Origin of the sequence: Paraprevotella clara YIT 11840 (genome assembly GCF_000233955.1) — a bacterium.
Lineage (GTDB): Bacteria > Bacteroidota > Bacteroidia > Bacteroidales > Bacteroidaceae > Paraprevotella > Paraprevotella clara.
The window spans coordinates 26,048-38,739 of sequence record NZ_JH376625.1; the positions used below are offsets into that span (position 1 = coordinate 26,048).

11 protein-coding genes are annotated in these 12,692 nt (G+C 46.2%); 9 read left to right on the forward strand and 2 right to left on the reverse strand.

Annotated elements, in window-relative coordinates:
- Positions 1–18: 18 nt before the first annotated feature.
- Positions 19–774, reverse strand: a complete 756-nt coding sequence (locus HMPREF9441_RS14110) for an ABC transporter ATP-binding protein (RefSeq protein WP_008622389.1) — start codon at positions 772–774, stop codon at positions 19–21.
- Positions 774–1,520, reverse strand: coding sequence for an MlaE family ABC transporter permease (locus tag HMPREF9441_RS14115; protein ID WP_008622390.1), 747 nt, complete (start codon positions 1,518–1,520; stop codon positions 774–776). The genes HMPREF9441_RS14110 and HMPREF9441_RS14115 overlap by 1 nt, the downstream gene beginning before the upstream one ends.
- A gap of 130 nt (positions 1,521–1,650) precedes the next feature.
- On the opposite strand from HMPREF9441_RS14115, the gene lptB reads away from it, so the two are divergent.
- From lptB to HMPREF9441_RS14160, 9 genes are all read left to right on the forward strand, one after another.
- On the forward strand, positions 1,651–2,460 hold the full coding sequence (lptB, locus tag HMPREF9441_RS14120; protein ID WP_008622391.1) for an LPS export ABC transporter ATP-binding protein: 810 nt from the start codon (positions 1,651–1,653) through the stop codon (positions 2,458–2,460).
- 93 nt (positions 2,461–2,553) lie between these two features.
- Positions 2,554–3,909: a trigger factor gene (gene tig / locus HMPREF9441_RS14125; protein ID WP_008622392.1), complete on the forward strand. Its 1,356-nt coding sequence runs from the start codon at positions 2,554–2,556 to the stop codon at positions 3,907–3,909.
- A 133-nt stretch (positions 3,910–4,042) separates the two neighbouring features.
- The gene (gene clpP, locus HMPREF9441_RS14130; protein ID WP_008622399.1) at positions 4,043–4,738 is read left to right on the forward strand and encodes an ATP-dependent Clp endopeptidase proteolytic subunit ClpP; all 696 of its coding nucleotides are present in this window, start codon (positions 4,043–4,045) and stop codon (positions 4,736–4,738) included.
- A gap of 5 nt (positions 4,739–4,743) precedes the next feature.
- A complete protein-coding gene (gene clpX / locus HMPREF9441_RS14135; protein ID WP_008622400.1) occupies positions 4,744–5,979 on the forward strand; it encodes an ATP-dependent Clp protease ATP-binding subunit ClpX in 1,236 nt (411 codons plus the stop codon).
- 150 nt (positions 5,980–6,129) lie between these two features.
- Positions 6,130–8,313, forward strand: a complete 2,184-nt coding sequence (gene recQ, locus HMPREF9441_RS14140) for a DNA helicase RecQ (protein ID WP_008622401.1) — start codon at positions 6,130–6,132, stop codon at positions 8,311–8,313.
- Positions 8,314–8,744: 431 nt separating this feature from the next.
- Positions 8,745–9,020 (forward strand): LysO family transporter, encoded by a 276-nt coding sequence (locus HMPREF9441_RS14145; protein WP_008622403.1) that lies wholly within the window; start codon positions 8,745–8,747, stop codon positions 9,018–9,020.
- Positions 9,020–9,640 (forward strand): LysO family transporter, encoded by a 621-nt coding sequence (locus HMPREF9441_RS14150; RefSeq protein WP_087943214.1) that lies wholly within the window; start codon positions 9,020–9,022, stop codon positions 9,638–9,640. Before HMPREF9441_RS14145 ends, HMPREF9441_RS14150 begins: the two co-directional genes overlap by 1 nt.
- A gap of 134 nt (positions 9,641–9,774) precedes the next feature.
- Complete coding sequence (gene guaB / locus HMPREF9441_RS14155) at positions 9,775–11,253, forward strand: IMP dehydrogenase (RefSeq protein ID WP_008622405.1); 1,479 nt, start codon at positions 9,775–9,777, stop codon at positions 11,251–11,253.
- The gene (locus HMPREF9441_RS14160) at positions 11,250–12,689 is read left to right on the forward strand and encodes a peptidylprolyl isomerase (protein ID WP_008622406.1); all 1,440 of its coding nucleotides are present in this window, start codon (positions 11,250–11,252) and stop codon (positions 12,687–12,689) included. The genes guaB and HMPREF9441_RS14160 overlap by 4 nt, the downstream gene beginning before the upstream one ends.
- Positions 12,690–12,692 lie beyond the last annotated feature (3 nt).

Genomic DNA, 12,692 nt, shown 5'->3' on the forward strand with positions numbered 1-12,692 from the left:
CCGAACTCACGTCTATTCTCATTTATTGGCTTCTTTCACCTTTCGGAAGAGGTCCGAGGCGAAGATGAAGCTGTTCAGGCGTTCGTTGGTCGAGTTCATGATTTCGTCTTTGTTGCCCTGCCATTCTTTTCTCCCTTCATATATATATAGGATGTTTTCTCCGATGCCCATTACGGAATTCATGTCGTGCGTATTGATGATGGTGGTCATGTTGAATTCCACGGTGATGTCGTGAATCAGCTCGTCTATCACCAGAGATGTTTTGGGGTCGAGACCCGAGTTCGGTTCGTCGCAGAACAGGTATTTGGGGTTGAGGGCGATGGCTCTTGCAATGGCCACACGCTTTTGCATACCGCCGCTGATTTCGTCCGGGAACTTCTTTTGCGCTTCAAGCAGGTTCACCCTGTCCAGACAAAACTGGGCGCGTTTCACCCGTTCGGCATAAGAGTCTTTGGAAAACATATCCAGCGGAAACATGACGTTTTCCAATACGGTCATGGAGTCGAACAAAGCTGCGCTCTGGAATATCATTCCCATTTCGCGGCGGAGCATCTTCCATTCTTGTTTGTTCATCGTCACCAAGTCACGTCCGTCATAAAGCACTTCGCCGCTGGTGGGACGGAACAATCCCACGATACATTTCATCAGTACCGTCTTTCCGGAACCGCTCTGGCCGATAATCAGGTTCGTCTTTCCATTCTCAAACACACTGTTGATGTCCTTCAGCACTTCTTTGTCCTCGAAAGACTTATATAGCGATTTAACTTCGATCATCAGGATAACAATTGAGTAAGTAACACATCGGAAAACAGGATGAGCACACTGCTGCTCACCACAGAGTCTGTACTAGCTTTTCCCACTTCCACCGAACCGCCTTCGACCGTATAGCCGTAGAACGCCGATACGCTGGTGATGACGAAAGCGAAGAATATGGACTTGATGAATCCCATCCATACGTACCATTCGTTGAAGTCGTGTTGCAATCCCAACGTCAGGTCGTCTATCGTGATGACTTGCCCGATGACGGATGTGGCGTAGGCCCCTACGAATCCGGAGAAAATACTGAAACAGACCAGGAAGGGCATCATGGTCATCATGCCCAGCACCTTGGGCAGGATGAGGTAATTGGCGGAATTGACTCCCATGATTTCAAGGGCGTCGATTTGCTGTGTGACGCGCATGGTGCCGATTTCGGAGGCGATGTTGGAACCGACCTTCCCGGCCAGAATCAGGCACATGATGGAAGATGAAAATTCCAGCAACATGATTTCGCGGGTGGTGTATCCCGTGACGAACTTAGGCATCCACGGGCTTTGGATGTTCAGCTTGATCTGGATGCAGATCACTGCGCCGATGAAGAAGGATATCAGGAGGACGATTCCGATGGAGTCTACGCCCAACTGGCTCATTTCCTTAATGTATTGTTTGAAAAACATCCGCATCCTTTCGGGACGTGAAAAAGTGCGTCCCATCAGCATCAGATAACGGCCGAATGTAGCCAAACTTTTGTTGAATAGCATGTCCAATTCTTTTTAAATCACACAAAATTAATGAAAATCCGCTAAAAAGAGGCGGCGGGCGGAAATAGTTTTGTGCAAGGGGCTGCTTTTTAATACAATTTTCGTATTTTTGTACGCAAATTTGTAGTTTATGGCAGAAGCTCTTTCTCAGGACAGTCAGAATACAGGGTTAGTGCTCCGTACGGAGGGCCTGGTGAAGACGTACGGTAAGCGTACGGTGGTGAATCATGTGTCGTTCGATGTCAAGCAGGGAGAGATCGTAGGGCTTCTCGGGCCGAACGGGGCCGGAAAGACGACTTCTTTTTATATGACTACGGGATTGGTGGTGCCTAACGAGGGGCGTATTTTCATCGGCGATTTGGAAATCACGAAGTTTCCGGTCTACAAGCGTGCCCGTAACGGTATCGGTTATTTGGCGCAGGAGGCGTCGGTATTCCGTAAGATGACGGTGGAGGACAACATCGCTTCCGTGTTGGAGATGACGGGCAAGCCGAAAGAATACCAGAAGGAAAAGCTGGAAAGCCTGATTTCGGAATTCAGCCTGCAAAAGGTGCGCAAGAATTTGGGCGACCGGCTTTCGGGCGGCGAACGGAGACGGACGGAAATCGCGCGTTGTCTGGCCATCGACCCTAAATTTATTATGTTGGACGAGCCTTTTGCCGGCGTAGACCCTATTGCCGTGGAGGATATACAATATATCGTGTGGAAGCTGAAAAAGCGCAATATAGGCGTGTTGATTACCGATCACAACGTGGAGGAGACGCTTTGTATTACCGACCGTGCCTATTTGCTCTTCGAGGGACAGATACTTTTTCAAGGTTCTCCTCAGGAATTGTCTGAAAATGAGGTGGTGCGTGCCAAATACTTGACGAACAGTTTCGTGCTGCGTTTGAAAGACTTCCAGAAGATAGATGAAGAAAAAAGTGCGCAAGGACTTTGATTTATTAAAAGATAAAGGCTATCTTTGCACGCTTGTTGTGCAATACAAATTATAAATATAATAGTAATCATATATAAATAATTAGATTTCAAAATGAATATTTCATTAGAAAACATTGACAAAGTAAGCGCGGTGCTTACCATTAAGATGGAAAAGGCCGACTATGCCGACAGGGTAGAGAAGGCTTTGAAGGATTTCCGCAGAAAAGCAAGTATGCCGGGTTTCCGTCCGGGACAAGTGCCCATGGGACTGTTGAAAAAACGTTTCGGCAAGGACATTACGGCAGAGGAAGTAAACAAGTTGCTGGGTGAGAAACTGTATGCTTACATCAAGGAAAACAATCTGAATATTCTGGGCGAGCCGCTTCCGAGCGAAGACCGTCAGCAGGATATTGACTTCGATACGATGGAAGAGTTTTCGTTTGCTTTCGATTTGGCTTTGGCTCCCGAGTTCAAAGCTGAACTGAGCGGTGAAGACACGGTAGATTATTATGACATCCAGGTGGACGACAAAATGATCGACGGCCAAGTGAAGATGTACACCCAGCGTGCGGGTAGCTATGACCATGTGGACAGCTACGAGGCTAAGGACATGGTGAAGGGTCTGTTGGCCGAACTGGATGAGAACGGAAATACGAAAGAAGGTGGCGTACAGGTTGAAAATGCTGTCTTGTTGCCTGAATATATGAAGAACGACGAGCAGAAGGCCGTATTCAACGGCTGCAAGGTGAACGATGTATTGGTCTTCAATCCGAACAAGGCATACGATGGTCATGACGTGGAAATCGCTTCGTTGTTGAAAATCAAGAAGGAAGACGTGCCGGCTATGACTTCGGATTTCAGTTTCCAAGTGCAGGAGATTACACGTTTCAAGGAAGCTGAATTGAATCAGGAGTTGTTTGACCAAGTCTTTGAGAAAGGTACGGTAACGAGCGAAGAAGCGTTCCGTAATAAAATCAAGGAGATTTTGGCAGAACAGTTTGTGGCAGACAGTGACTACAAGTTCATTTTGGATGTACGTACTTACCTGACGAATAAGGTGGGCAAGTTGGAATATCCCGATGCTTTCCTGAAACGTTTCATGCGTGTAAGCAATGCAGACAAGGGAGAGAAGTTCGTGGAAGAAAATTACGACAAGAGCATCGAAGAGCTGACTTGGCACCTGATTAAGGAGCAGTTGGTGAAGGCTTACGGTATCAAGGTCGAGAAAGAAGACTTGATTGCTACGGCCAAGAATATCACGAAGATTCAGTTTGCTCAGTACGGTATGATTAACGTGCCGGAAGAGATGTTGGACAACTACGCCAATGAAATGCTGAAGAAGCAAGACCAGGTAGAGTCTTTGGTAAACCGCAGCGTGGAGAACAAGTTGTCGGCCGCATTGAAGAATGTCGTGAAGTTGAACCACAAAGAAATCAGCGTAGAGGATTTCAACAAGTTGTTCGCTTAATTCGAGCGGGGCAGGTTTAATTTTGTGAAATAAGTATAAGGAAGGAAACCCCCGAACATATTTTTCGTACATTTGCTCGAAAATGGCGGAAGATTGTTCAGGTGTTTCCTTTTTCCGCATAAATAGTTTGACTATGGAAGATTTTAGAAAGTATGCAGTGAAGCATTTGGGCTTGAACAGCCAGGTGCTGAACGACGTAGTGAACGCGCAAAACCAATATCTCAATCCCTACATTCTGGAAGAGCGTCAGTTGAACGTGACACAGATGGATGTGTTTTCCCGTTTGATGATGGATCGTATCATATTCTTGGGAACCCAGATAGATGATTACACGGCCAATACGTTGCAGGCTCAGTTGCTTTATTTGGATTCGGTGGATCCGGGAAAGGATATTTCCATATATATCAATTCGCCCGGCGGTTCGGTGTATGCAGGATTGGGTATTTATGATACGATGCAGTTTATCAGCAGTCCCGTAGCTACGATTTGCACGGGCATGGCAGCGTCTATGGCAGCCGTACTGTTGGTGGCCGGAGCCGAAGGCAAGCGGTCGGCCTTGACCCACAGCCGTGTGATGATTCACCAACCGATGGGTGGGGCACAGGGACAGGCCTCGGACATCGAGATAACGGCGCGTGAGATTCAGAAATTGAAGAAAGAACTTTATACGATTATCGCAGAACATTCTCATACCGATTTCGACAAGGTGTGGGCTGATTCCGACCGTGATTATTGGATGACGGCGCAGGAGGCCAAAGAGTATGGTATGATAGATAGTGTTTTGGTTCGTAAGAAACCGGAATCGGCTAACGATGTCCTTAATCCGTAAATGCAATGGCAATGAAGAAAGCATGTTCTTTTTGCGGCAGGGCGGAGCGCGATGTGCCTTTGCTCATTACCGGGGTGAATGGTTTTATATGCAGCGACTGTGCGCAACAGGCTTACCGGATTGTGAAAGATTCTTTGCCCGTGGAGCACAAGGAGAAGGATGATTTGGGGTTCGATTTGGCCGAGTTGCCCAAACCGCGCGATATTAAGGCTTATCTGGACCAGTATGTCATCGGGCAGGATGATGCCAAGCGTAATCTTGCCGTGGCGGTTTACAACCATTATAAAAGATTGGCACAGCAGACATCGGACGATGGAGTGGAAATCGAGAAATCGAATATAATCATGGTGGGAAGCACCGGAACGGGAAAAACCCTTCTGGCCCGTACCATAGCCAAATTATTGCATGTGCCTTTCACGATAGTGGATGCTACGGTGTTTACCGAGGCCGGCTATGTCGGGGAGGACGTAGAGAGTATTCTTTCCCGTTTGTTGCAGGTGGCCGATTATAATGTACAGGCTGCTCAACGGGGTATTGTCTTTATCGACGAAATCGACAAGATAGCCCGTAAGAGTGATAATCCTTCCATCACGCGTGACGTGAGCGGGGAAGGGGTACAACAGGGTCTGCTGAAACTTCTGGAGGGTTCGATGGTCAATGTGCCGCCCAAGGGGGGACGCAAGCATCCGGATCAGGATTACATCCATGTGGACACGCGTAATATCCTGTTCATCTGCGGAGGAGCATTTGACGGTATCGAGAAGAAGATAGCCCAGCGGATGAATACGCATGTGGTCGGTTATAACTCGGTGCAGAATATGCAGCATATCGACAAGTCTAACCTGATGAAGTATATCCTTCCGCAGGACTTGAAGTCTTTCGGGCTGATTCCGGAAATCATAGGCCGTTTGCCGGTGCTGACCTATCTGAATCCGCTCGACCGTACGGCATTGCGCAATATACTGACAGAACCGAAGAACTCCATTGTGAAGCAGCAGGTCAAGCTCTTTGAAATGGATGGCATTAAGCTGTCTTTTGATGAAGATACGTTGGAGTATATCGTGGACAAGGCAGTGGAGTATAATCTCGGTGCCCGCGGACTGCGTTCCATCATGGAGAGTATCATGATGGATGCGATGTTTGAAATACCCTCCAAAAAAGTAAAGACGTTCAAGGTGACGTTGGAATATGCCAAAAAACAATTGGAGAAGGCCAACCTCTCCGGTTTGAAAGCAAGTTAACAGGAGGACGTTTGTGGAATTTTGAGTTAAGAAATGAAGAAATCCTGAAAATAGTTTCCCAATAATTTGCAAATATGAGGTATTTGTTTATAACTTTGTTAGGGGCAACAATGTTAAACCTGAGTTTGATTTTATTGGAAAACTATTGATATGGATGCAATGCTGAATTTGACAGAACCTCTTAAGCGGTATTTTGGCTTTGAAACCTTTAAGGGCGACCAGGAAGCCATCATACGCAATGTGTTGGCGGGCAGGGATACTTTTGTTCTGATGCCTACCGGCGGAGGAAAATCGTTGTGCTACCAGTTACCGTCTCTTTTGATGGAAGGTACGGCGATTGTCATATCGCCTTTGATTGCTTTGATGAAAAATCAAGTGGATGCAATCCGGGCGGTGTGCGGAGATGACGGCGTTGCCCATTATCTGAATTCGTCTCTGAACAAAGGGGCGATAGATATGGTGAAGAGTGATATTCTGCACGGGAAGACCAAGTTGCTTTATGTAGCTCCGGAATCGTTGACGAAGGACGAGAATGTGGATTTTCTCCGGAATGTGAAAATTTCGTTTTATGCGATAGACGAGGCGCATTGTATATCGGAATGGGGGCACGACTTCCGGCCGGAATACAGGCGGATTCGCCCGATAATCAACGAAATCGGTGCGGCACCGGTGATAGCCTTGACGGCTACGGCAACCGATAAGGTACGCGGCGACATCAAAAAGAACTTGGGGATGACGGACGCCAAGGAGTTTAAAAGCTCTTTTAATCGTCCGAACCTGTATTACGAGGTAAGGAACAAGACCAAGAATGTAGATAAGGATATTATCAGGTTCATCAAACAGCGTCCGGGGAAGAGCGGTATTATTTACGCTTTGAGCCGTAAGAGGGTGGAGGAGCTGGCCGAAATACTCCGGGCGAACGACATTAACGCGAGGGCCTATCATGCCGGAATGGATTCGGCTACCCGGTCGCAGACGCAGGATGATTTTATCATGGAGCGCATTGATGTCATTGTAGCTACCATCGCTTTTGGCATGGGGATAGACAAGCCGGATGTACGCTTTGTGATTCATTATGATATACCCAAGAGCCTTGAGGGGTATTATCAGGAGACCGGTAGGGCCGGACGCGACGGAGGAGAAGGTTTGTGCATAACTTATTATACCTACAAGGACCTTCAGAAGTTGGAGAAGTTCATGGAGGGTAAGCCTGTGGCCGAACAGGATATCGGGCGCCAGCTCCTTTCGGAGACGGCCGCTTATGCGGAATCTTCCGTGTGTCGTCGTAAGTTCTTGTTGCATTACTTCGGTGAGGAATATCATGAGGAGAATTGTGGTAATTGTGATAACTGTTTACACCCGAAAAAGAAAGTGGAAGCAAAGAATCAATTAAAGGAACTGCTTGAGGTTGTACAAGCAGTGAAAGAGAATTTTAAGGCAGATTATATTATAGATGTATTAGTTGGTAAGGAGACAGACGAGGTTATCGCTCATAAGCATGCTGATCTGGATTGTTTCGGATGCGGTGACGAACATGAGGAAAAGTTTTGGAATGCTGTCATCCGGCAGGCATTGATAGCCGGTTATCTGGAGAAAGAGATTGAGAATTACGGCATCCTTAAGTTGACGGCAAAGGGGCGTAAGTTCATGAAGAAGCCGGAATCTTTCATGGTTTCGGAAGACAATGAGTTTGAAGATGACGATGAAGAGGTGGTAAGCCGTTCCGGAGGAGGTACAGGCGTGACGGATCCGGCGTTGTTCAATGCGTTGTTGGACTTGCGTAAAAAGATGTCCAAGAACTTGAATGTTCCGCCCTATGTCATTTTCCAGGATCCTTCGTTGGAGGCGATGGCGACGATGTATCCGGTCAGCATAGAGGAACTGCAGAACATACCGGGAGTCGGTGCCGGGAAGGCAAAACGTTACGGAAAGGAGTTTTGCGATTTGATACGCCAGCATTGCGAAGAGTATGAGATTGAGCGTCCGGAAGACTTGAGGGTTCGTACGGTGGCCAATAAGTCGAAGTTGAAAGTGAGTATCATTCAGAGTATCGATCGCAAAGTGGCGTTGGATGATATTGCGTCGGCTAAGGGTATTGATTTCAACGAGTTGTTGGATGAGATAGAGGCGATTGTTTATTCCGGAACGAAACTGAATATCGACTATTTTCTGGATGAGGCAATGGATGAAGACCATTTGCTGGATATTTATGATTACTTCAAAGAGTCGGAGACAGACAGCTTAGCTGTTGCCATGGACGAGTTGGGGGACGATTATACAGAGGAAGAAGTCCGTTTGGTGCGAATCAAATTTATTTCCGAAATGGCAAATTGATAACAGACGAAACGATTTTTGAAAAAGATAAAGCTGTAAGGGTGTAGACAAATGCTGTTTACACCCTTTTTTGTGGCATATTGTTTCTCAGAATAATTTGGTAGTTCGGCAGAAGTTGCGTATCTTTGTCGTGCAGTATTATAATAAATAGATTTATGAACCAGCAAACCCTAATATATCACATGTTGCGAGACGTAAAAAGGATTTCTCCTTTTTGCGAGCGTTTCCTCGTGCATGTGCACTGGTTCAGTGGCTTTATTTGAAAAGGGTAAGTTCGGAATAATTTTCTAATGCGGTGCTGTTCGTATGAAGGGCACGTAGGACGCTATTCTTTTTCCGAACATTTTCATCGTGAGATTTTTAGAGAGTACGGCAGGTTCTTTGCGAGAAGGGCGGGCTGGAATGTTTTACCCTTTTAATGTGTTTCGTGTATGTTTAAGATTATATCTATTATGTTCGTCGGATTGGGAGCCGGTTATTTGTTGCGTGACTTGAAACTCATGCGAAAAACGGAGAAGACCATTCCGTTGACTGTTTTTGCTATGCTTTTTATCTTGGGGATATCGGTCGGGTCGAACAATTTAATCGTCAGTAATTTGGGAAGATTTAGCGGACAGGCGGCTTTGCTGGCTTGTTTCAGTGTGTTGGGCAGTATCATAGCAGCTTGGTTGGTATATTATCTTTTTTTTAGGAAGGGAGGAGAATGATGAAAGGAAGTATGATTGTTTGTTTGTTCTTTTTGTTAGGTTGTCTGATAGGTTTTGGTGTCCACATACAACTCGATACGCACAATCTTTCGATGTATATATTATATGTATTGATGTTTCAGGTGGGTATCAATATAGGTAGCAATGAGAACTTGAAGGGGATGCTGGCTCATTTTACTCCGAAAATGTTGATCATTCCTTTGGGGACGATTGTCGGAACATTGCTTTTTTCGGCGTTAGCCAGTTTGTTGTTAAGCCAATGGAGTGTGTTTGACTGTATGGCGGTGGGGAGTGGTTTTGCTTACTATTCTTTGTCTTCCATTTTGATTACCCAGTTTAAGGAACCGTCGTTAGGGCTTCAGTTGGCAACGGAATTGGGGACTATCGCATTATTGACCAATATATTTCGTGAAATGATGGCCTTGTTGGGAACTCCTCTTATCCGTAAATGTTTCGGGAGGTTTGCTCCGATTTCGGCAGCAGGAGTCAATTCGATGGATGTGCTGTTGCCTTCTATCCTGCGTTATTCCGGTAAGGATATGATGCCGATCGCGATTCTACATGGCGTTTTGATAGATTTGAGTGTTCCCGTATTCGTTTCCTTCTTTTGTAGCCTGTGAGATGTGAAGGGAAAAAGGTAAGGCGGCCATATCGTTTTTGAGGCGATGAGGCCGCCTTTTATCACAAAAAAAACAAAAAAAGGTCGCTGTTTCATATAAAATGCGTATATTTGCATGCAATAAATTTAAAGCCTATGTCATCATTTATTGCAGATAAAATTGTAATGGACGGATTGACTTACGATGATGTATTGTTAATCCCCGCTTATTCAGAAGTTTTGCCACGTACGGTGGAGTTGACCACAAAGTTTTCTCGTCACATTGAATTGAAAGTGCCTTTCGTCACGGCTGCAATGGATACTGTAACCGAGGCTCCAATGGCTATTGCCATTGCACGCGAAGGAGGTATCGGTGTGATTCACAAGAATATGTCCATAGAGGAACAGGCTCGTCAGGTGGCTATCGTGAAACGTGCTGAAAACGGTATGATTTATGATCCGGTGACGATTAAACGCGGACGTACGGTGGGAGATGCGCTGAATATGATGAGCGAGTATCATATCGGAGGTATTCCCGTTGTAGACGATGAAAACAAATTGGTGGGTATCGTTACGAACCGTGATTTGCGTTTTGAGCAGAATCCCGACCGTAAGATAGATGAAGTGATGACTTCAGAGAATCTGGTCACGACACATCAGCAGACAGACCTTTCGGCTGCGGCTAAAATCTTGCAGGAAAATAAAATTGAGAAATTGCCTGTGGTGGATAAGGATGGCCGGTTGGTTGGTTTGATTACTTATAAGGACATTACAAAAGCAAAAGACAAACCGATGGCTTGTAAGGATGAGAAGGGGCGTTTGCGTGTGGCAGCAGGAGTCGGAGTAACAGCCGATACGTTGGACCGTATGCGTGCCTTGGTAGAAGCCGGAGCTGATGCTATTGTGATTGATACGGCACACGGTCATTCCAAATATGTGGTTGAGAAATTGAAAGCCGCTAAGGCTGAATTTCCGAATGTGGATATCGTAGTGGGTAATGTGGCTACGGGAGAAGCTGCTAAGATGTTGGTGGAAGCAGGTGCCGACGGTGTGAAAGTTGGAATCGGCCCCGGTTCTATTTGTACGACTCGTGTGGTTGCCGGTGTCGGAGTGCCGCAGTTGTCAGCTATTTATGATGTAGCCAGTGCGTTGGAGGGTACGGGAGTTCCTTTGATTGCGGATGGCGGCTTGCGTTATTCGGGTGATGTGGTCAAGGCATTGGCAGCCGGAGGATATTGTGTGATGATCGGTTCGTTGGTGGCTGGGACGGAAGAATCTCCGGGCGACACTATTATATTTAATGGTCGTAAGTTCAAATCCTATCGAGGCATGGGTTCTCTTGAAGCTATGGAATGCGGTTCAAAAGACCGTTATTTTCAGGCGGCAGTGAAAGACGTGAAGAAATTGGTTCCGGAAGGAATTGCCGGTCGTGTGCCCTATAAGGGAACGGTTCAGGAGGTTATCTTCCAACTGATAGGAGGTTTGCGTTCCGGAATGGGATATTGCGGCGCCAACACGATAGAGGATTTGCATCAGGCCAAGTTTGTGAGAATTACGAATGCCGGTGTGCTTGAAAGCCATCCGCACGATGTGACCATTACGAGCGAGGCACCGAATTATAGTCGTCCGGAATGATGGAAACGATGAGAAAGTTTGCACTTTGGTGTTGCTCGTTGTGCCTAACGGGTGTTTTGTATGCACAGGGAAATGACCCTGTTGTCATGAAAATCAACGGGAAGGACGTTCCTCGCTCGGAATTCGAGTATAATTTTAACAAGAATAATGGCGAGAATGTTGTAGATAAGAAGACCGTTGACGAATATGTGGACTTGTTTGTGAACTATAAGTTGAAAGTGGAAGCTGCATTGGATGCCCGTTATGATACGCTTTCTTCTTTCAAGAAAGAGTTCCGGACTTATCGTGACCAACAGATACGTCCTTACTTCGTGTCGGTGTCGGCAGAAGAAAAAGAGTTGAAGCGTTATTATGACGGAATGAAAGCTTCCATCGGTCCGGACGGGCTGATTCATCCTGCCCATATCATGATATTGGTGGCACAGAAAGCGACACCTGAGGAACAGGCGAAAGCAAAAGAACGCATAGATTCTATTTATACCGCTTTGCAGCAGGGAGCTGATTTCGCTACTTTGGCCAAGCAATGCTCTGCCGACAAAGGTTCTGCGGCACGAGGAGGTGACTTAGGCGGATGGTTTGCCAAAGGGCAGACTATGAAAGAGTTTGAGGATGTTGCTTTTTCTTTGAATAAGGGAGAAATGTCGAAACCTTTTCAATCACCGATGGGATATCATATCGTGCTGATGAAAGACCGGAAGCAACTCGAGTCATACGAAGAGTTGAAACCTCAATTACAGCGTTTTTTGGAAAGCCGGGGCCTGAAAGAGCGTGTGGCTTCGATGGCCATAGACTCTTTAGTGAAAGGTTCGGCCGGAAAATTGACGGAAGAAGATGTGATAGAGCAGAAAGTACGGGAACTTTGTGCCAAAGACGAGAGCCTGAAGTATCTGATTCAAGAGTATCACGACGGACTTTTGTTATATGAAATAAGTACGCGCGAGGTTTGGGACAAGGCTGCCAAAGATACGGTCGGACTGGAAGCTTATTTCAAGGCCCATAAGTCAAAGTATAAATGGGATGAGCCGCGCTATAGAGGCGTGGTGTACCATTGCAAAGACAAAGGGTTGGTGAAAGACGTACGAAAATTGCTGAAATCGGTGGATGAGGTTCAATGGATAGATACCTTGCGTGCATCTTTCAATCAGGATTCCGTAAAGCAAATCAGAGTTGAAAAGAATTTGTTTAAGAAAGGAGATAATGCTTTTGTAGACCATCTGGTTTTTAAGGAAAAGAAAGAACCTAAGCCGTCAGAGTATTATCCGTATACGGCTGTGTACGGCAAGAAGTTGAGAAAGCCAAAAGACTGGACAGACGTGCGTGGAGAGGTCGTATCGGATTATCAGGTAGCTTGCGAAGCGGAGTTCGTGCGCAGATTGCGGGAGACCTATAAGGTTGAAATATACAAAGAGGTTTTAAATACGGTTAACAAGCATTGAAGC